Genomic DNA, 18,269 nt, shown 5'->3' with positions numbered 1-18,269 from the left:
CCAGAGTCCGACCACGAACTCATTCATGGGCGGCCGCCGGTGTCAGTGCGAGTCGGCCTGCATGGCGGCCAGGGCGGCGCGTGGGTCGCGGGGGTAGAAGCGTTCGGGTTGTTGCGCCAGGTGGGGGAAGAAGCGGGTGTCCTTGTAGGGCATCTTCATGAAGCCGGAGACGCCGAGGCCTTCGATCAGCGCCACGGCGTCGAGGATGTCGTCCAGGCGTCGGCGGAATTCGTCTTCCCGGGAGGGGTCGAGCAGGCGGTAGTGGCTGTGAATCTTGAGGTGCTCGGGCAGCGCTTCGAAGATGATCATGCCGGTGTGGTGGATCTCGTTGAGGGCTTCCAGGGCGGTGATGATGGCTTCGGGCAGGACCAGGAATTCGTCCGGGTCGGGGCCGTCCTCGAAGTAGCTGTGCAGTCGGGTGCGGTCCTCGAGCTCGGGGACGTCGCTGACTTCATAGGCCAGGCGAATGTCCGGCGGGATCACGAAGGGTCGGTCGGGGCCTTCGCGGTCCAGGTGCAGGGTGTCGCGGGCATTGAACAGACAGCTCTTGAAGATGCCCTGGCGGTGAATGGCCCGGGCCAGGCTGACCATGTTGTTGACGGCGGCGACGAAGGCCGGCTTGAGCGCCGGGTCGTGCAGGTTCAGGGAGGTGTCGATGTAGACGCCTTCGGCCTCCCAGCGCACCGCCAGGCCGCCCACTACGGGGTAGCTGCCCAGCCGGCTGACAGCGGCCAGGAAGGCCTTTTCGGTCTCGCCCATACCCTGCATGAAGTTCTTGTAGTAGCGGTCAAGCTGGACGTCGTTGACCTCGCTCAAGCTGTCGCGGCCGCCTTCCTCGCGCAGGAAGGACTTGCGGGAGCTGTAGACCACGGTGTCGATCTCGCTGGCCGCCGAGCGCGTCCACACCGGCACCAGGGCGGTTTCCGGCGGCTCGGGCAGGTCAAGCATGACCAGGCGGCCGAGGCGCGGCATCTCGCTAATGAAGTAGTCGCCGGCGCGTCGGCGCACCTCGGGGTCGGGGTCGAGCATGCCGTCGAGCAGGCGCGCGAATTCCCGCGGCAGGCCAAGCGAAGTGGCTGGAATGACCCGATGGCCGAAGCGACACGACTGGCCGGAGGCCAGCGCATAGAGGGTGCCGGCGGCGCCCTGCTCGTCGAAGCGGGGCGACGACAGCGCGCCGTTGAGCTGTTCCTCGCCGATGAAGTAGACATCCCCCAGCCGGGCATTGGTCTGCTGCAGGTTGTCGGACATCAGCTCCATGACGTTGGTGGCGACGAACTGCTGGTTGGCATCCAGCTGGGCGAACACCGAGGAGCCCCAGTCGATCAGGGCGACGCGCTCGCGGTCGGCGTCGAAGACCAGGTTGGAGGGCTTGATGTCGCCGTGCACCACCGGGCGCCCGGCCGGCCCGTTTTCGTCGCGCAGGGCGCGCAGGATGCCGGCCAGCTGGTCGGCGATACGCACCACCAGGCGCGGCGACAGGCGCCCTTCGCGGCGCGAGACTTCCTCGAGGTTGAGGCCCGGGGCGCGCTCCATGACCAGGATCGACTGGTGGCGTACGCGTTGATAGGCGATCAGCCGCGGCACATGGGGGTGATCCACCTGCTCGAGCATGAAGGCCTCTTCCTCGAGGCGATCCTGGATCTCGCGCGACAGCGTGACCCGCGTGAACTTGAAGACATACTGCTCGCCATGCTCGGTCACCCCGGCGAACACGAAGCCGTAGGCGCCCTTGCCGATCAGCTCGATATGGCGGTAACCGAGCTGTTCGAGCTGCGCCTGGCACAGCGCCACCCACTCGCGCAGCTTGCGCGCATCGTCGTGACTCAGCAGATAGACCGACTGGTCTTCCGGAATATAGAACTGCTGGAGCGGCGGTTGAGTCATCGGCGTTTCCTGCACGGTCTTCCCCAACCACCTCCAGAGTCCTGGCTTAATCGAGGCGTTTATACCGCTTACTTTAACTGCGGCCTGGGGGCTCAGCAGATTCCAGGGTCAGTTTACCCTCGCTTGCTGCGGGCTTGGGGGTGCGCAGGTTCATGACGTTCACCTGCCGATATGGACAGGAATGACTCGCCCTGCCTAATCGCTGAACAGATCGGCATGGCTACCCGTACGAGCGAGGTACAGTTCGTCATCCATTACGCAGTAAAGCAGCAACCAATCGGGTTCAATGTGTGCATCACGGTAGCCCTTCCAGTTTCCCCGCAGCGGATGGTCCTGATAGGCATCCGGCAAGGGAGCTTGCTCAAGCAGCAGACCCAGAAGCACACGCAACTTGTCCATATCCCTGGACCTTCTTTACATCCCGCTTGAACTGGCTGGAACGGACCGGGGTCAGCATCAGATCCCCAGATCATCGTACAGAGCATCCGCGTTATCAAAGCGTTTGCCCTTGCCGGTTTCCAGCTCCTTCAGTGCCTTGGCCGTGGTGGCATTGGGCACCTGTACGGCAAACGGCAGGCGTTGTTCATCGGCGACTCGCAACATCAGCAGCCGAATGGCGTCGGACACGGACAACCCCATGGCCTCCAGAGCGGCAGTGGCACGCTCCTTGGTTTCACTGTCAATGCGGGCGCGAACCACGGTATCAGCACTCATGATGGACTCCTGTATTTAGTGGCTACATTGTAGCTACATTATAGTCGGGTGGTACCTCCCTGTCACCACTGCTTTGTGATCACCAGAGCTGACGCTCCCTTTCCCTCAACAGACTCCTTGTTTTCACCTCATCATTTAAAGCCGATTCAGCGCAACGACAGCAGCATGGTTTCCGGGTCCTCCAGATAGCCCTTCCAGACGTTGCAGAAGCGGGCGATGGTGCCGCCGTCGATGAGGCGGTGATCGCCGGCCCAGGTGGCGGTCATGATGGCCCGCGAGACCACCTCGCCGTTGGCGTCGAAGCGCGGCAGCCACTGGGTCTTGCCGATGGCGACGATGGCGACCTCCGGAGCATTGATGATGGGCGCGGCGTAGGTGCCGCCCAGGGCTCCGATGTTGGACATGCTGATGGTGCCTTGCTGCAGGTCGGCGCGGGATACCCGCCCTTCGCGGGCCGCAGTGGTCAGTCGCTGCACCTCGGCGGCCACCTCGAGCAGCGACAGCGACTCGACCTGCTTGACGTTGGGCACCATCAGGCCGGCCTTGCCGTCCACCGCCATGCCGATGTTGCAGTGCGACTGGTAGTGGATCTCGCCGGCCTCCATGTCGAGCCGGCTGTTGAGAATCGGATGGGCCTGGACGGCCAGCGCCAGCGCCTTCATGAACAGCGGCATCAGCGTCAGGCGTGTCTCCTGCGCCTCGGCCTGGGGCTTGAGGCGATCGTGCAGGGCCAGCAGCCGGGTGACGTCGATCTCCTCGCCGTACTGGAAGTGCGGGATCGTCGAGGCGGACTCGACCATCTGTCGGGCCATGGCGGCGCGAACACCACGCAGCGGCTCGACACGCGACGTGGCCTCGCCAGCGGGGCTCGGGCCGCTCGAGGCCGCGTTGCTCTCGGCCGACTGAGTGGCCACGGCGCCGTCCAGAAAGCTCAGCACGTCTTCCTTGAGCACGCGACCGTCCTTGCCGGAGCCCGGCACCTGGTCGAGGCGCAGCTCGTTCTCGCGCAGCAGACGCCGCACCGCCGGGCTGGCCGGAATGCGCCCGTAGGCGCCGCGGCCGCTTGCCGGCGGGGCTACCGCTGGCGCTTCGGCCTGCGGCGATGCGGGGCGTGGCGTGGCGTCAGCGGGCGCGCTGCCCTCGCCTTGCGCGTCTTCGGCGTCATCCGCGGGCTCGGCGTTGTCTCCGCTCTCGCCGCTTTCAGTACTTTCGTCACTCTCACCGCCCTCGGCGTCGTAGGCAAAGAGGGGTTCATGGACCCGGGCGGTCTCGCCCTTGGCCACATGCAGCCGGGTAATGGTGCCGGTTTCCGGCGCGGTGATCTCGACCAGTGCCTTGTCGGTCATGACCTCGACCACCGGCTGATCCTCGGCCACGCTGTCGCCTTCCTGCACGTGCCATTCAACGACTTCACATTCCACGATACCTTCGCCGATATCGGGCAACTTGAACTGGGTCATCGGTGTCTCCCTGGGTATCGGCTCAAAAGTTCACGCTGGCGCGGATCGCTTCATGGATCTTGAGATGATCCGGCAGGTACTCCTTCTCCAGCGTCTGCGGGAAGGGCGTATCCAGGCCGGTCACTCGCATCACGGGCGATTCGAGATACAGGAAGCAGCGCTCCTGCACGGTGGCAGCGATCTCGCCGGCGAAGCCGCCGGTGCGCGGCGCTTCGTGGGTGACGACCAGGCGGCCGGTCTTGAGCACCGAGTCGACGATGGTGTCCTCGTCCCAGGGCAGGATGGTGCGCAGATCGATGACCTCGCAGGAAATGCCGTCCTTCTCGGCCAGTTCCACGGCGCGTTCGATGACCTCCATCTGCGCGCCCCAGCCCACCAAAGTGACATCGCTGCCCTCGCGGGTAACGGCCGCCTCGCCGAGGGGCAGTTGATAGTCCTCCTCGGGCACCTCGCCGGTGGAGGCGCGATACAGCCGCTTGGGCTCGAAGAACAGCACCGGATCGGGGTCACGAATCGACGCCAGCAGCAGGCCCTTGGCCTCGTAGGGATTGCGCGGAATGACGATCTTCAGGCCCGGCGTGTGGGCGAAATAGGCTTCCGGCGACTGGGAGTGATAGTGACCGCCGGAGATGCCGCCGCCATAAGGGGCGCGCAGGGTCAGGCCGCCGACGTTGAACAGGTCGCCGGAGCGATAGCGGAACTTGGCGGTCTCGTTGACCAGCTGGTCGAAGGCCGGAAAGATGTAGTCGGCGAACTGGATCTCCGCCACCGGCACCGAGCCCTGCGAGGCCAGGCCATTGGCGAAGCCGACGATGCCCTGCTCGACGATCGGCGTGTTGAAGCAGCGCGCATGGCCGTATTTTTCCTGCAGGTGACTGGTGGCCCGGAAGACCCCGCCGAAGCTGCCGACGTCCTCGCCGAAGCACAGCACCTTGTCGTCCTCGGCCATGGCGATGTCCAGGGCCTGGTTGATGGCCTGCAGCATGTTCATGTTGGGCATCTCAGGCGCCTCCCTGATCGGTCGTGACATCCGTGCTGTCCTTGACGTCCGGGTCCAGCGAGCTCGCTCCCCGGGGATAGGCATCCGGATAACGACGCACATGCGCCGTCAGGGCATCGAGCTGGCGCTGCAGGGCCGGGGTGACATCGGCGTAGACGTCGCTGACCAGGGTGCCCAGGTCGGGCGGCGGACGCTTCTCGGCGCGTTTCATGGTCTCCAGCACTTCGCGACGCAGCTCGTCCTGGCGGGCATTTTCCTCGTCATCGCTCCACCAGTCGCGCTCGATCAACCAGCGTTTCATGCGCAGGATGGGGTCCTTTTCGCGCCAGGCTTCCTCCTCCTTGCGCGAGCGGTAGCCGGAGGGATCGTCAGAGGAGGAATGAGCCGCCAGGCGATAGGTCATGGCTTCGATGAGCACCGGCTTGTTGTGCTCCACGGCGATGCGCCGGGCTTCCTCGGTGGCGCGGTAGACGGCCAGGATGTCGTTGCCGTCGATGCGGATGACATGCATGCGATAGCCGAGTGCCCGGGGCGCCACGCCGTCGGCGGCAAACTGCTCGACGGTGGGCGTGGAGATGGCGTAGCCGTTGTTGCGGCAGAAGAAGATCACCGGCGCGTCGTGGACCGCCGCCATGTTCAGGGCGGCATGAAAATCGCCCTCGGAGGCGGCGCCCTCGCCGAAAAACACCAGGGTGCAGAGGCCATTGCCGGCCAGCTTCTGGCCGTAGGCATAGCCGGTGGCCTGGGGAATCTGGGTGCCCAACGGCGAGGAGATGGTCATATAGTGCAGCTTGCGCGAGCCGTAGTGAATCGGCATCTGCCGGCCCTTGCCATAGTCGAGCTGATTGCCGAACAGCTGGTTCATGAACTCGTCGAAGCTGAAGCCGCGATAGACCAGCGCGCCCTGCTCGCGATACTGCGCCATGATCATGTCGGCATCGTCGAGGGCGGCAGTGGCGCCGACCACGGCGGCCTCCTCGCCGGTGCACTGCATGTAGAAACTCAGGCGCCCCTGGCGCTGGGCGGCCATCATGCGCTCGTCCATCACGCGGGTGGCCAGCATGGCTTCATAGATGCGGCGCGCCTTGTCGCGCTCGATGTCCGGCGCTTGCGCGCCTTCGAGCGGTCGACCGTCCTCGCCGAGGACGCACCAGGTCGGGATGCGGTATTCGTCACCGGCCAGAAACTCCGGTGTGCCGGTCATGGGCGCCGGCGGCATGGTGCTGTCGGGTCTTGTTGTCATGTGATGATCATCCTTGCCCCTTTTGGGGGAAGTATTGTCATTGTCATGGCGGACTGCCAGGGGGTTGCCCCGACATTCCGCGCTTTCGATTTACGTTAACGTAAACTGTAGAGGCAGAATAGCCAAGTTGGAAGTAGCTGACCAGCCATTCAGGCTGGCAGCTATTGCGGGGAAGCGGGCTGCAAGCGCGCAAAGAGGCTGTCGACGCTCAGCGCGAGCAGGCCGATCAGCAGCGCGCCCTGCAGCACATAGGCGATGTTGCCGTTGACGATGCCCGAGATGATGGGGTCGCCGAGGTTGCTGGCGCCCACCGTGGAGCCGATGGCGGCGGTGGCGATGTTGATGGTCACCGAGGTACGGATGCCGGCCAGGATGATGGGAGCGGCCAGCGGCAGCTCGACCCGAAGCAGCCGCTGGCCACCGGTCATGCCCATGCCGCGGGCGGCTTCCGCCACCCCGCCATCGATGCCTTCCAGGCCGGCCAGGGTATTGCGCACGATGGGCAGCAGGCCGTAGAGCAACAGCGCGACGATGACCGGCAGGGTGCCGAAGCCGAGCACCGGCACGGCCAGCGCCAGTACGGCCACGGGCGGAAAGGTCTGTCCCATGGAGGCCAGCTGACTGACCATGGGCAGGAAGTCGCGGCCCGCTGGGCGCGTCACGGCAATGGCGGCGGCCACGCCGATGCCGATCGCCAGCAGGGCGGCAACGCCTACGACCAACATATGACGACCCAGCAGCAGGAAGAAGTCGGCCCTGGCATAGATGACGTCGCGGCTATCGGGCTCGACCAGGCGAAACAACGGCTCAAGCCACGGCATGCCCCAGCAGGCGTATGTCAACAGCAACAGCCAAGCCAGGGGGGCCAGCCAGCGCCTTGCCGCAGACCCGTTGGCGCAGGGCGACGAACGAGTCGCCGTAGAAGCGGTGTGATTCATGACGGTACCCTGCCCTTAGCCGGCGGCTCGGTGGTGGCGGTCATGCCCCCTCCCCGAGGCCTCGCCGTTAATGCCCACGAGCTGTGCCAGATACAACTGCCCCACTGGCCGGCCCGCCTCATCGACCACGGTCAGGCGCTCGGTATGGCGCCACAGCATGATCGACAGCGCCTCGCGCAGGGTGGCATGCTGCGCCACCTGTTGCTCATCCGGCGGCGCGTCGTCCAGCGCTACCATGCGCTGGCTGACCGGCAGCAGGGCCGCTTCCTTGAGGCCGCGATCCTCACCACCCAGCAGCGACTCGACAAAACCATCGGCGGGCCGGCGCAGCAGTTCGAGCGGATGGCCCTGCTGGATGATGCGACCCTGATTCATGACCACCAGACGATCTGCCAGCCGCAGGGCTTCGTCCATGTCGTGGGTGACGAAGACGATGGTCTTGTTGAGCCGGGCCTGGAGGCGAATCAGCTCGTCCTGAAGCGACTCCCGGGTGATCGGGTCGAGGGCGCCGAAGGGTTCGTCCATCAAAAGGATGTCCGGGTCGGCGGCCAGGGCCCGGGCCACGCCGACCCGCTGGGCCTGGCCGCCGGAAAGCTGACTGGGGTACTTGTCGGCAAACTCCGCCACCTCGAGCCCTAGCAGCGCCATGAGTTCCTCGACCCGTTCGCGGATGCGCGCCCGTGGCCACTTGAGCAGGCCCGGCACCAGGCCAATGTTGCGCGCCACCGTCCAGTGCGGGAACAACCCGGTACTCTGGATGGCATAGCCGATGCGCCGGCGCAGCACTTCCTCGCGGAACTCGCGCACCGGCTGCCCTTCCAGGTGGATTTCCCCGGCGCTGTGTTCGATCAGACGATTGATCATGCGCAGGGTCGTCGACTTGCCACACCCCGAGGTTCCGATCAGCACACACAGCTCGCCCCGGGCTATATTCAGCGAAACGTCGTCCACCGCCAGAGCGTCGCCAAAACGCTTGCTGACTTGCATCAATTCGATCACCGCAGGCCTCCGGGTCGCAGTCGTTCGGTCAGGGCGCCCAGCAGGGCATCGGCCAGCAGGGCCATGATCAGAATCGGCAAGGCGCCCAGCAGCACCAGGTCCATGGCCGCCTGTCCCAGCCCCTGAAAGATGAAGCGCCCCAGCCCGCCGGCCCCGATCAGCGCAGCCACGGCGGTCAGGCCGATGGCCTGAACCGTGGTGATGCGAATACCCTCGAGCAATACCGGCAGGCCCAGGGGCAGACGTACCTGGCGAAAGATCTGGGCGCGGCTCATGCCCATGCCACGGGCGGCATCAATAACGCCCGGGTCCACTTCCTCTAGGGCCACATAGGTGTTGCGGACCATGGGCAGCAGGCTGTAGGCGACCAGCGCCAGCAGCGCCGGCGCCCAGCCGATGCCACTGACGCCCAGTGCATCGATCCACTCGAAGCGATTGGACAGCCAGGCCAATGGCGCCAGCAAAAGGCCGAACAGGGCCAGGCTGGGGATGGTCTGCAGAAAGTTGAGCAGCGTGAAGCCGAAACGCTGGGCGCTCGGCCAGCGGCGCATGGCCATGGCCAGCCCCACGCCCAGCGAAAGACTGACCAGCACAGCGACACTGACCAGCAACAGGTGCTCGCCGATGGCCGCGATGAAGGCCGGCTCTCGCGCCAAGTATTCTTGACGCAGCGCCAGGGGCTCGAGAGCCGTCAGCAGGCACAGCCCCAGGCTGAGCAGAGGCAGGAGGTCGAGCAGCGCCCCCTGCCAGCGCGGCACACGGATACGGCCGCGCAACTCGATACGCGAGAGCAACAGCATGAAGAGCGCCAGCCATACGGCGGGGCCGATGGACAGACGCGACTGGGGAAGTGCCGGGTCTACCGTCAGCGCGGCCGCCACCACCAGCCATACGGGCAGGGCCGCGAGCATCGCCATGACCAGCAGCAGCGCCACCCGCAGGCGCCCGGGGCTCGGCCGCCAGGCCAGCCACAACACGCCGAGCATGGGCGCAACGCTGAGCAGAATGCCCGGCCAGCCGGCCACACCGCCCAGGCCGATGCCCTCTCCGGGAACAATACGGTTGGCGGCCACACTGACCGCATCCAGGCCAAGCCAGCTGACCAGCAGTACCAGCATCAGACTGACCAGCACGCTATTGGACCCTGCTCCCTCTCGCATCAAGCCGCTCAGCCATTCAGATGTTCAGGAATTCACGAGAGGCGCTTGATCGGCGCCTCTCCAGTCGAAGTCAGTCGGACAGCGACTCGAGGAAGTCGGCCGCCACATCCGCCGGGGGAAGCCCCTTGACGGCCACATTGCCGTTGAGACGTTGCAGGGTGTCGCGGTCCAGGGCCTCGAAGACCGGTGCCAGCAGGCTTTCGATCTCGGGATAGGTCTCGAGCACCGACTCGCGAATCACCGGGGCGGGCTGGTAGATCGGTTGAACGCCCAGGGTGTCGTCCATGACCACCAGGTCGAGTGCCTGAAGGCCGCCGTCGGTGCCATAGGTCATGGCGGCATTGACACCACTGGTCTGCTGGGCGGCGGCGCGCATGGTGGCGGCGGTGTTGCCGCCGGAGAGCACCAGCAGCTGGTCGTCGCTGAGTTCGAAGCCGTAGGCATCCTGGAAGGCCGGCAGCGCCTGGGGCGACTCGATGAACTCGGCACTGGCTGCCAGCTTGAAGTCACCGCCATCATCCAGATAGGCCGCCAGATCCTCGAGGCTGGTGAGCTCGTTCTGGCGTGCCAGCTCGCCCCTCAGGCTGATCGCCCAGGTGTTGTTGGCGTCGGCCGGGGTCAGCCAGACCAGGCCGTTGCGCTTGCGATCCTCGGCCTTGACGGTCGCATGGGCATCCTCGGCATTCTTCCACACATCGCTGTCGGCCATGTCGAAGAAGAAGGCGCCATTGCCGGTGTACTCGGGGTAGAGGTCGATCTCGCCGGAGGTCAGGGCCTCGCGCACGATGCTGGTGGTGCCAAGCTGCAGGCTGTTTTCCACCTTGATGCCGTTGTTCTCCAGGCGCTGCAGGATCAGTTGCCCCAGCACCGAGCCTTCGGTGTCGATCTTGGAGGCCACGACCACCGGATCGCCCTCTTTCGGGGTGTCGGCCTGGGCCGTCATGGACAGGGCCATCAGGCCACCGGCCGCCAGGGCGGCAAAACGCGTGAGAGACGAGTTCATCATTAGCACCTGCTGGTCGGGAATGTCGGGTGAAGTATAAAGTGCCACATACCAGACTGTCGGAACACCATGGCGATGTCATCCTGAGGCCTCATGCCACCCTACGATACCGATTTTCTCGAACGCTGGCAGCATCCGCAGGTACGTAACCTGGCCTGGCTGCTGAGCGCCCCGGACCTGCTGTCCCTGGCCTGGCCGGGCCGGCCGACGCGCCAATCCCTGGGCCTGGGGAGCCGGCAGGCCCTGCAGGGCTACCTGGATCGACAGGCCGAGGCGCCCGCGATGCTGGAGGCCATGACCGGGGAGCCCGGCGCCTCGCGTCTCGGTCACTACCATGAGCGGCTCTGGCAATACCTGCTGCAGACGGCGCCGGGGACACGCTTGCGGGTGCACAACCTGGCGGTGATTCGCGGGCGCCGCACCCGGGGTGAGCTGGATCTGGTCTATCAACAGCGACAGGGCGATACCACACCGATTCACCTGGAGCTGGCGATCAAGTTCTATCTGGGCCTGCCGAGCGGGCCCGGCAGGCCGAACGACCCGGCCCGCTGGATCGGCACCAACGGCATGGACAGCCTGGCTCTCAAGCAGGCCCACCTGGAACGTCACCAGTTCCCCCTGGCCCACTCGCCGGATGCCCGGGATGCCCTGGCCACCGCCCTCGGCCCATCCTGGCAGGGACGTCTGCAGCAGCGTCTGGCCATGCCCGGCGTGCTCTTCTATCCCTGGGAACACCCAATGCCCGCCCCCGTTCAGGCCCACTCCGCCCATTACCGTGGGCTCTGGCTACACTGGGCACACTGGCCGGCCTTCGCCGCCACGCTGGACGACGCGACCCGGGGCAGCTGGCTGGGCAAGCCTCACTGGCTGGCCCCTCCTGCCCGCCGTCATCTGCTCGGCCTGGATGAGTTGGCCGCCTGCCTGGCAGAACACTTCGCGCACAGCGGCGCACCGCGGCAGCTGGCGCTCTACCGTCCCGGCAAGGGCTGGCAGCGGGTCTTTGTCGTGGAGGATGACTGGCCCCGGCAGATTCCCCTGGGGCCCAGTGGCTGATGGCCTCGAGTCAGAAGCTGTTCAGCAACGCCACGCGCGACGGCCGGGCAAAATCAGCCTTGTTGAGCAAGACATCATCGGCCATGGACACGCCCCCGTTGCTTGATATCGTCGACCAGCTCGCGCCGTTGGATGGTGAGGTCCCAATACTCGCTGAATACGCTCAGCTCGTACTCGTCGGCAACGGACCCGGCGGACCAGACCGGCCCGCCATGACTCAGAACCTGATGCTGCATGACGGTCGATGCACCGCGCAGGTCCACCAGATCCACATCACGCCCCAGACGAGAAGCCAGTGTCTGGGCCACTTCCCAGCGCCGCTCGGCCTCCAGTGGCCGGGGCAACAGGACGGCCAGGTCGACATCACTGTCCAGACGCGAACTGCCATTCGCCTGACTGCCAAACAGGTAGACCGCCTGCAGGCCGGGCAGCACCTGCCGTAGATACTGGATGGCATCCGAGCATTCGCTGGGCGTCAATGACATGGCTTCACCTGTCGTCCCTGATGCCCCGGCTCATTCGCCGGGGGCCTCGAACACCCAGGAGGTGCCTTCGCGGCTGTCCTTGAGGACGATGCCCAGGGCGGCGAGCTCGTCGCGGATGGCATCGGCCCGCGCGAAGTCACGTGCCTGCTTGGCCTCGGCACGCTCGCTGATGCGCGCCTGGATCTCGTCCTCGCCGAGCGGCAGCTCGCCGGCTCCACCCTTGAGGAAGTCGGCGGGTACCTGCTGCAGCAATCCCAGCACACCGCCCAGCCGCTTGAGTTCCGCGGCCAGGGCCACCGCCTGCTCGGGAACTTCCTTGCGCGCCCGGTTGACTTCCCGGGCCAGATCGAAGAGCACCGAGAGCGCCTCGGCGGTGTTGAAGTCGTCGTCCATGGCCTCGGTAAAGCGCGCGTCGAAACGCTCATCCACCTGCCCCGCCGTGGCGTTTTCGAGGTCCAGCCCGTCCAGGGCGTTGTAGAAACGCTCCAGAGACTTGCGGGCATCGGCCAGGGAGTCCGGTGCATAGTTGATCGGGCTGCGGTAATGGCTGGCCACCAGCAGATAGCGCACCACTTCCGGGTCGTGATGCTCGAGCACGTCACGAATGGTGAAGAAGTTGCCCAGCGACTTGGACATCTTCTCGTGCTGCACGCGCACGGCCCCGGCATGCATCCAGGTGTTGACGTAGGTCTTGCCGGTGGCGGCCTCGCTCTGGGCGATCTCGTTCTCGTGGTGGGGGAAGGTCAGGTCCGGCCCGCCACCATGAATATCGAAGGTGTCGCCCAGGCAGCAGGTCGACATGGCCGAGCACTCGATATGCCAGCCGGGGCGGCCTGGCCCCCAGGGCGAGGGCCATTCGGCCTCGCCGGGCTTGGCGGCCTTCCACAGCACGAAGTCGAGCGGGTCTTCCTTGTGCGCGTCGACATCCACCCGGGCGCCGGCCCGCATTTCGTCGGGGTCGCGGTTGTTGAGCTTGCCGTACTCGGCGAAACGGCGCACGCGGTAGTAGACATCGCCATTGTCCGCCGCATAGGCATAGCCCTTGTCGATCAGCGTCTGGATCATCGCCGTGATGTCGTCGACATGGCCGGTGGCGCGCGGCTCGTGGTCGGGCCGCTGGACGCCAAGGCGGCCTTCGTCCTCGTGCATGGCGTCAATCATGCGTTCGGTGAGCGCCTGGATGCTCTCGCCGTTTTCCTCGGCACGCTTGAGGATCTTGTCGTCGATGTCGGTGATGTTGCGCACATAATTGACGTCATAGCCCCGGGCCCGCAGATAACGGGTGATGACATCGAAGGCCACCATCACCCGGGCGTGACCCAGGTGGCAGTAGTCGTAGACCGTCATGCCGCACACGTACATGCGCACCTTGCCGGCCTCTAGAGGCGTGAGCGCTTCCTTGCGACGTGTCAGGGTGTTGTAGATCTGCATATCAGCCCTTCTTCCTGATCTTCGCCCAGGTGTCCTTGAGTCCCACGGTGCGGTTGAACACCAGCTTGTCGGCGCGACTGGCGTAGCGGTCGGCGCAGAAGTAGCCGACGCGCTCGAACTGGTAGCGACTCTCCGGCGGCGCCCCCGCCAGGCTCGGCTCGGCAAAACCCTGGACGGTGACCAACGACTCGGGATTCAGGTGCTCGAGGAAGTCGGCATCGCGGTCCTTGTCGGGCTGCTCGACCTGGAAGAGGTTGTCGTAGAGACGTACCTCGACCGGCAGACCGTGCGCGGCGCTGACCCAGTGCAGCACGCCCTTGACCTTGCGGTCCTCGGGGTTCCTGCCGAGGGTGTCGAAGTCTACCGAGCAGCGCAGCTCGACCACCTCGCCGGCATCATCCTTGATGACCTCGTCGCAGCGAATCACGTAGCTGTTGCGCAGGCGAACTTCCTTGCCCGGAGCCAGGCGGAAAAACTTCTTCGGGGGATCTTCCATGAAGTCATCCCGGTCGATGTAGATCTCCCGAGTGAAGGGCACACGGCGCACCGGCATGTCGTCGCGAGCGGGGTGGCCGGCCACGTCATAGACCTCTTCATGATCCTCGGGGACATTGGTCAGCACCACCTTGAGCGGCTTGAGCACGCACATGGCGCGCGGGGCGTTGTCCTCGAGATCCGAGCGAATGGCGTGGTAGAGCATGGCGATGTCCACCAGGCCGCCATCGGCACGGGTGACACCGATCATCTCGCAGAACTTGCGTACCGAGGCCGGCGTGTAGCCACGGCGGCGCATGCCGGAGATGGTGGGCATGCGCGGGTCGTCCCAGCCGTCGACATAGCCCTGGTCGACCAGCAGCTTGAGCTTGCGCTTGGAGGTCAGGGTGTAATTTAGGTTGAGCCGTGCAAACTCGATCTGACGCGGCTGCGACGGTACCGGCAACTGCGCGAGAAACCAGTCATAGAGCGGACGGTGATCCTCGAACTCCAGCGAGCACAGCGAGTGAGTGACGCCTTCGATGGCATCGGACTGGCCATGCGCGAAGTCGTAGGACGGATAGATCTTCCACTTGTCGCCGGCCTGGTGATGGCTGGCATGACGGATGCGGTAGAGGATGGGGTCGCGCAGGTTGATGTTGGGTGACGCCATGTCGATCCGCGCGCGCAGCACCTTCTCGCCCTCGGCAAACTCGCCGACCCGCATGCGTTCCAGCAGGTCGAGGTTTTCCTCGACACCGCGGTCGCGATACGGGCTGGGGGTGCCGGCTTCGGTCAGGGTGCCGCGATATTCGCGAATCTCGTCCGGCGAGAGGTCATCCACATAAGCCTTGCCTTCGTTGATCAGGTGCCGGGCCCAGGCGTAGAGCTGGTCGAAGTAATCGGAGGCGTAACGCACTTCGCCAGCCCATTCGAAGCCCAGCCAGTTGACGTCGGCCTTGATGGCATCGATGTAGGCCTGCTCTTCTTTGTCGGGATTGGTGTCATCGAAGCGCAGGTGACAGTCGCCCCCGAACTGCTCGGCGAGCCCGAAATTCAGACAGATCGACTTGGCGTGGCCGATATGCAGAAAGCCGTTGGGATGCGGCGGGAACCGGGTGACGATCCTGTCGTGACGGCCAGCCTCGAGTTCTTCCTGGATCTGGTTGCGAATGAAATTCGGCGCGCTGGTGGTCTCGGTCATGTTGATTGGGCAACCTCTGGTTGGACGCGGGCCTGTCGATCGTGGCCGGGGATTCCGGCTTCGCGCATCGACGCAAAACCGCTATTATAGCGCCACGCCCATGCACGGCGCCAAGGCATCCGGCCAATCGACAGGAAATCGTCATGATCACGCTAGAAACGAACTTCGGCGACATCGTCATCGCCCTGAATCACGAGAAAGCCCCGAAGACAGCGGCCAACTTTGAACAGTATGTCCGCGACGGCTTCTACGACAACACCCTCTTTCACCGTGTGATCGACGGCTTCATGGTGCAGGGAGGCGGCTTCGATCTGAACTTCAACCAGAAGCCGACCCGCGACCCCATCGAGAATGAAGCCGATAACGGCCTGCCCAATCGAGTCGGCACCCTGGCCATGGCCCGCACCCAGGACCCGCACTCCGCCACCGCGCAGTTCTTCATCAATGTGGCCGACAACGACTTTCTCAATCATCGCGGCAAGAACCTGCAGGGTTGGGGCTACTGCGTGTTCGCCGAGGTGGTCGAGGGCATGGACGTGGTCGAGCGCATCAAGAAGGTCGAAACCACACGCCGCGGCATGCATGCCGATGTGCCCGCCGAGGACGTGGTCCTCAAGACGGCGCGCCTGCAGAATGCGGCCGGCTGAGCCTGACGCGCGATCACCGGGAGGCGCGACGTCTTCCTCCCCGCCCACCATCCGGCAACCACGGACGCTGACATGGCCACTCTGCTGATTTCCGACCTGCACCTGCATCCCGGTGCCCCGGCAATAACCCAGGGGTTTCTCGACTGGCTGGACGAACGGGCCCGAGGCGCCGAAGCGCTGTACATCCTGGGCGACTTCTTCGAGGCCTGGATCGGCGACGACCTGCTCGACCTGGGAGATGCCGACCCGACCGGCAACGCGCCGCTCGCCCGGCGGATTGCCGAGGCGCTCAAGCGTCTCGCCGACCAGGGCACGGCCATCTACCTGATGCACGGCAACCGCGACTTCCTGCTCGGTGAGCGCTTTGCCGCCGATGCCGGCGCCACCCTCCTGCCCGACCCCAGCCTGGTCACCCTGGGCGATGAGCGGGTTCTGCTGATGCACGGCGACAGCCTTTGCACGCGTGACGAGGCCTACATGGCCTTTCGCGCCCAGTCACGTCAGCCCGAGTGGCAGGCACAGGTGTTGGCCATGCCGATTACCGAGCGCATCGAACTGGCCCGACAGCTTCGCGACCAGTCCGGTGAGGCCAATTCCAACAAAGCCGAGGACATCATGGATGTCACGCCGGAGGAAGTGGTGGCCAGCCTGCGCCAGCATGGCGTGACGACGCTGATTCATGGCCATACCCATCGCCCCGATGTTCACAACCTGGACGTGGATGGCCAACCGGCGCGCCGCTATGTACTGGGTGACTGGCAGCCCGACCGTGGCTGGGAAATCGTCGCGGCGCCAGGCGAAGCCTTGACGCTGCGCGATTTCCCGCTCCACAGCCGGTAAGGGCTACCAGCCGGACCCGGTGGCCGCTGGCCCGGCCGCGCTGGCGGCCTCGGGGTTAAGCTCTGCCGGATTGTCGCGTCCTGGGTACCAGGGCGAGCGCCCTTCCAGCACACCACTTTCCTCGATGATGCGGGCCACCTTGCCTTCCTGACGATACGCCATGATGTGAGCGCCACTGACACCCTCGATCTCGCGCACTTCCTGGAGAATGTCACGGCACAGCCGGGTGCCCTCCTCGCGCTGGTCCCGGGCGCCCTCCAGGCGCCGGATGACATGGTCCGGAATATGCACGCCCGGGACATGATCGCGGATCCAGCGTGCACTGCGTGCCGAAGCCAACGGCCCCATGCCGACCAGCACATGTAGCCGATCCGGGCCCTCCAGTAGCCCCATGTCGCCGACCTCGGCCATGAAGTCGCGCAGCGTGGCAGGGTCAAAGCAATACTGGGTCTGGATGAAGTTGGCACCGGCGGCCTTCTTCTTGGCCAGCCGCTGGGCGCGTAAATGCCGAGGCGGCACGAAGGGGTTCTCGGCCGCCCCCAGGAAAAGCCTTGGCGGACTGTCGATTCCCCGCCCACTCTCGAAACAGGCGTTGTCGCGCATGCCTCGGGCAATGTTAAGTAGGGACATGGAATCCAGGTCGAAGACCGGCCGAGCATTTGGGTGGTCACCGGCCTGGACACCGTCGCCGGTCAGGCACAGCAGGTTGCAGGCGCCCATGGCGGCTCCGCCCAGGATCTCGCCCTGCATGGCGATGCGGTTACGATCGCGGCAGGACATCTGAAGGATGGTGGCGTAGCCGACCCGGGTGAGCAGCGAGCACACGCCCACACTGGACATGTGACAGTTGGCGCCGGAGCCGTCGGTGGCGTTGATGGCGTCGACATAGCCATCGAAGATGGCCGCGCGCTGCAATACCTCTGCCGGGTCGGCGGAATCCGGCGGGCTGATCTCGGTGGTCACGGCAAAGCGCCCGGCGCGCAGTACCCGTTCCAGCCTTCCCGGCGACACATGCCCGGGCAGAACGGGCAGCGAATACCCGGGGACGGGTTCGTCATCGAACTTCATGGGAACCTCCTGCACCATGCTCGCCACGTGCCACCTTGAGCCAGGAGGAGGTGCCCTGCTGGCTGGCATCCACCGGCAGTTGCACGACCTCGATACGCTCGGCGTGCTTCATGCGCTGGCTGCCCTCCCAAGCATCCAGCCAGACGCAACGCATCTCCGGCTTGACTTCGCAGCCGCCATCTTCACGCACACCGCCACAGGGGCCATTGCGCAAGTGCTTGGGACAGTTCATGGGGCACGACATGCCCGTCGAACTGAGCACGCAGTGGCCGCACATCTGGCAGTCGAAGAGAAAGCCCTTGAGGTGTTTCTCGAGCCATGCCACCGGCGCCTCGAGACGTTGATAGCCGATACGCTCAAGCAGCGGAGCCGACCGCTTGAGCACCACCTCGAGGCCGGCATACAAGCGTTCGAAGGCATGGGCATGGCGAACCGCAAAGCGACGCACTCGATACATTATGGCCCCCTGTGCACGGTTAGGGTCGAGTTGGGAGACTTATTAAGATGCATTCTGTCACATCCAGCCTAGTCAGTGCCCGATCCGGCGGCATCTGTCATGGCGACAATGGCGTGTGTTGGAGCGGCCGGGGGGCAGAGCGCTAAGCTGTAAGCTGTAAGCTTTAAGCTGTAAGTGAAAAGTCGGATGAGGGAAGAAGGAAGGGG

Annotated in this window: 18 protein-coding genes; 3 read left to right on the top strand and 15 right to left on the bottom strand. The window is 65.2% G+C overall.

Annotated elements, in window-relative coordinates; all coding sequences use genetic code 11:
* Positions 1 to 42: 42 nt before the first annotated feature.
* The 10 genes from QWY74_RS12325 to osmF all read right to left on the bottom strand — a co-directional run bounded on the left by QWY74_RS12325 (position 43) and on the right by osmF (position 10,356).
* On the bottom strand, positions 43 to 1,887 hold the full coding sequence (locus QWY74_RS12325; RefSeq protein WP_264826836.1) for a protein kinase domain-containing protein: 1,845 nt from the start codon (positions 1,885 to 1,887) through the stop codon (positions 43 to 45).
* Positions 1,888 to 2,082: 195 nt separating this feature from the next.
* The gene (locus tag QWY74_RS12320) at positions 2,083 to 2,286 is read right to left on the bottom strand and encodes a type II toxin-antitoxin system YafQ family toxin (protein ID WP_290314414.1); all 204 of its coding nucleotides are present in this window, start codon (positions 2,284 to 2,286) and stop codon (positions 2,083 to 2,085) included.
* 57 nt (positions 2,287 to 2,343) lie between these two features.
* Entirely contained in the window at positions 2,344 to 2,601 is a 258-nt protein-coding gene (locus QWY74_RS12315; protein WP_264826834.1) for a type II toxin-antitoxin system RelB/DinJ family antitoxin, read from the bottom strand.
* A 146-nt stretch (positions 2,602 to 2,747) separates the two neighbouring features.
* Complete coding sequence (locus QWY74_RS12310; RefSeq protein ID WP_264826833.1) at positions 2,748 to 4,061, bottom strand: 2-oxo acid dehydrogenase subunit E2; 1,314 nt, start codon at positions 4,059 to 4,061, stop codon at positions 2,748 to 2,750.
* Between the two features lie 22 nt (positions 4,062 to 4,083).
* Positions 4,084 to 5,061, bottom strand: coding sequence for an alpha-ketoacid dehydrogenase subunit beta (locus tag QWY74_RS12305; RefSeq protein ID WP_290314418.1), 978 nt, complete (start codon positions 5,059 to 5,061; stop codon positions 4,084 to 4,086).
* A gap of 1 nt (position 5,062) precedes the next feature.
* Complete coding sequence (locus QWY74_RS12300; RefSeq protein ID WP_290314413.1) at positions 5,063 to 6,304, bottom strand: thiamine pyrophosphate-dependent dehydrogenase E1 component subunit alpha; 1,242 nt, start codon at positions 6,302 to 6,304, stop codon at positions 5,063 to 5,065.
* Between the two features lie 161 nt (positions 6,305 to 6,465).
* On the bottom strand, positions 6,466 to 7,242 hold the full coding sequence (locus QWY74_RS12295; protein ID WP_290314412.1) for an ABC transporter permease: 777 nt from the start codon (positions 7,240 to 7,242) through the stop codon (positions 6,466 to 6,468).
* Positions 7,243 to 7,257: 15 nt separating this feature from the next.
* Positions 7,258 to 8,241: an ABC transporter ATP-binding protein gene (locus QWY74_RS12290; RefSeq protein WP_290314411.1), complete on the bottom strand. Its 984-nt coding sequence runs from the start codon at positions 8,239 to 8,241 to the stop codon at positions 7,258 to 7,260.
* Positions 8,238 to 9,401, bottom strand: coding sequence for an ABC transporter permease (locus QWY74_RS12285; RefSeq protein ID WP_290314410.1), 1,164 nt, complete (start codon positions 9,399 to 9,401; stop codon positions 8,238 to 8,240). The genes QWY74_RS12290 and QWY74_RS12285 overlap by 4 nt, the downstream gene beginning before the upstream one ends.
* A gap of 70 nt (positions 9,402 to 9,471) precedes the next feature.
* Positions 9,472 to 10,356, bottom strand: a complete 885-nt coding sequence (gene osmF / locus QWY74_RS12280; RefSeq protein ID WP_290314417.1) for a glycine betaine ABC transporter substrate-binding protein OsmF — start codon at positions 10,354 to 10,356, stop codon at positions 9,472 to 9,474.
* A 141-nt stretch (positions 10,357 to 10,497) separates the two neighbouring features.
* Here osmF and QWY74_RS12275 point away from each other — a divergent pair, with 141 nt between their 5' ends.
* Positions 10,498 to 11,457 carry a DUF1853 family protein gene (locus QWY74_RS12275; protein WP_290314409.1) on the top strand — a complete coding sequence of 320 codons (960 nt, stop codon included), beginning with the start codon at positions 10,498 to 10,500 and terminating at the stop codon, positions 11,455 to 11,457.
* Positions 11,458 to 11,531: 74 nt separating this feature from the next.
* Here the strand turns inward: QWY74_RS12275 and mntA are convergent, their stop codons facing one another.
* The 3 genes from mntA to QWY74_RS12260 are packed head-to-tail and all read right to left on the bottom strand — an operon-like array spanning position 11,532 to position 15,051.
* Positions 11,532 to 11,942 carry a type VII toxin-antitoxin system MntA family adenylyltransferase antitoxin gene (gene mntA, locus QWY74_RS12270; protein WP_290314408.1) on the bottom strand — a complete coding sequence of 137 codons (411 nt, stop codon included), beginning with the start codon at positions 11,940 to 11,942 and terminating at the stop codon, positions 11,532 to 11,534.
* 30 nt (positions 11,943 to 11,972) lie between these two features.
* Complete coding sequence (cysS, locus tag QWY74_RS12265) at positions 11,973 to 13,373, bottom strand: cysteine--tRNA ligase (RefSeq protein ID WP_290314407.1); 1,401 nt, start codon at positions 13,371 to 13,373, stop codon at positions 11,973 to 11,975.
* A 1-nt stretch (position 13,374) separates the two neighbouring features.
* Positions 13,375 to 15,051, bottom strand: coding sequence for a glutamine--tRNA ligase/YqeY domain fusion protein (locus QWY74_RS12260; RefSeq protein ID WP_290314406.1), 1,677 nt, complete (start codon positions 15,049 to 15,051; stop codon positions 13,375 to 13,377).
* A 143-nt stretch (positions 15,052 to 15,194) separates the two neighbouring features.
* Between QWY74_RS12260 and QWY74_RS12255 the strand changes: the two genes are divergently transcribed.
* Positions 15,195 to 15,698: a peptidylprolyl isomerase gene (locus tag QWY74_RS12255; RefSeq protein ID WP_264826820.1), complete on the top strand. Its 504-nt coding sequence runs from the start codon at positions 15,195 to 15,197 to the stop codon at positions 15,696 to 15,698.
* 72 nt (positions 15,699 to 15,770) lie between these two features.
* A complete protein-coding gene (locus tag QWY74_RS12250; RefSeq protein WP_290314405.1) occupies positions 15,771 to 16,538 on the top strand; it encodes a UDP-2,3-diacylglucosamine diphosphatase in 768 nt (255 codons plus the stop codon).
* 3 nt (positions 16,539 to 16,541) lie between these two features.
* Here the strand turns inward: QWY74_RS12250 and QWY74_RS12245 are convergent, their stop codons facing one another.
* Both QWY74_RS12245 and QWY74_RS12240 read right to left on the bottom strand, forming a co-directional pair.
* Positions 16,542 to 17,606: a methylenetetrahydrofolate reductase gene (locus tag QWY74_RS12245; RefSeq protein ID WP_290314404.1), complete on the bottom strand. Its 1,065-nt coding sequence runs from the start codon at positions 17,604 to 17,606 to the stop codon at positions 16,542 to 16,544.
* The gene (locus QWY74_RS12240) at positions 17,593 to 18,063 is read right to left on the bottom strand and encodes a methylenetetrahydrofolate reductase C-terminal domain-containing protein (RefSeq protein WP_264826816.1); all 471 of its coding nucleotides are present in this window, start codon (positions 18,061 to 18,063) and stop codon (positions 17,593 to 17,595) included. Before QWY74_RS12240 ends, QWY74_RS12245 begins: the two co-directional genes overlap by 14 nt.
* Between the last annotated feature and the right edge of the window lie 206 nt (positions 18,064 to 18,269).

Source organism: Halomonas almeriensis (assembly GCF_030409235.1).
In the GTDB taxonomy this organism is placed as follows: Bacteria; Pseudomonadota; Gammaproteobacteria; order Pseudomonadales; family Halomonadaceae; genus Halomonas; species Halomonas almeriensis.
This window is presented reverse-complemented; position numbering and strand designations above follow the sequence as displayed.

Coding starts and splice junctions, on each gene's coding strand:
- QWY74_RS12325 (WP_264826836.1), bottom strand. CDS start 1,887: ATGACTCAACCGCCGCTCCAGCAGTTCTATATTCCGGAAGACCAGTCG.
- QWY74_RS12320 (WP_290314414.1), bottom strand. CDS start 2,286: ATGGACAAGTTGCGTGTGCTTCTGGGTCTGCTGCTTGAGCAAGCTCCC.
- QWY74_RS12315 (WP_264826834.1), bottom strand. CDS start 2,601: ATGAGTGCTGATACCGTGGTTCGCGCCCGCATTGACAGTGAAACCAAG.
- QWY74_RS12310 (WP_264826833.1), bottom strand. CDS start 4,061: ATGACCCAGTTCAAGTTGCCCGATATCGGCGAAGGTATCGTGGAATGT.
- QWY74_RS12305 (WP_290314418.1), bottom strand. CDS start 5,061: ATGCCCAACATGAACATGCTGCAGGCCATCAACCAGGCCCTGGACATC.
- QWY74_RS12300 (WP_290314413.1), bottom strand. CDS start 6,304: ATGACAACAAGACCCGACAGCACCATGCCGCCGGCGCCCATGACCGGC.
- QWY74_RS12295 (WP_290314412.1), bottom strand. CDS start 7,242: ATGAATCACACCGCTTCTACGGCGACTCGTTCGTCGCCCTGCGCCAAC.
- QWY74_RS12285 (WP_290314410.1), bottom strand. CDS start 9,401: ATGCGAGAGGGAGCAGGGTCCAATAGCGTGCTGGTCAGTCTGATGCTG.
- osmF (WP_290314417.1), bottom strand. CDS start 10,356: ATGGCCCTGTCCATGACGGCCCAGGCCGACACCCCGAAAGAGGGCGAT.
- QWY74_RS12275 (WP_290314409.1), top strand. CDS start 10,498: ATGCCACCCTACGATACCGATTTTCTCGAACGCTGGCAGCATCCGCAG.
- mntA (WP_290314408.1), bottom strand. CDS start 11,942: ATGTCATTGACGCCCAGCGAATGCTCGGATGCCATCCAGTATCTACGG.
- cysS (WP_290314407.1), bottom strand. CDS start 13,373: ATGCAGATCTACAACACCCTGACACGTCGCAAGGAAGCGCTCACGCCT.
- QWY74_RS12260 (WP_290314406.1), bottom strand. CDS start 15,051: ATGACCGAGACCACCAGCGCGCCGAATTTCATTCGCAACCAGATCCAG.
- QWY74_RS12255 (WP_264826820.1), top strand. CDS start 15,195: ATGATCACGCTAGAAACGAACTTCGGCGACATCGTCATCGCCCTGAAT.
- QWY74_RS12250 (WP_290314405.1), top strand. CDS start 15,771: ATGGCCACTCTGCTGATTTCCGACCTGCACCTGCATCCCGGTGCCCCG.
- QWY74_RS12245 (WP_290314404.1), bottom strand. CDS start 17,606: ATGAAGTTCGATGACGAACCCGTCCCCGGGTATTCGCTGCCCGTTCTG.
- QWY74_RS12240 (WP_264826816.1), bottom strand. CDS start 18,063: ATGTATCGAGTGCGTCGCTTTGCGGTTCGCCATGCCCATGCCTTCGAA.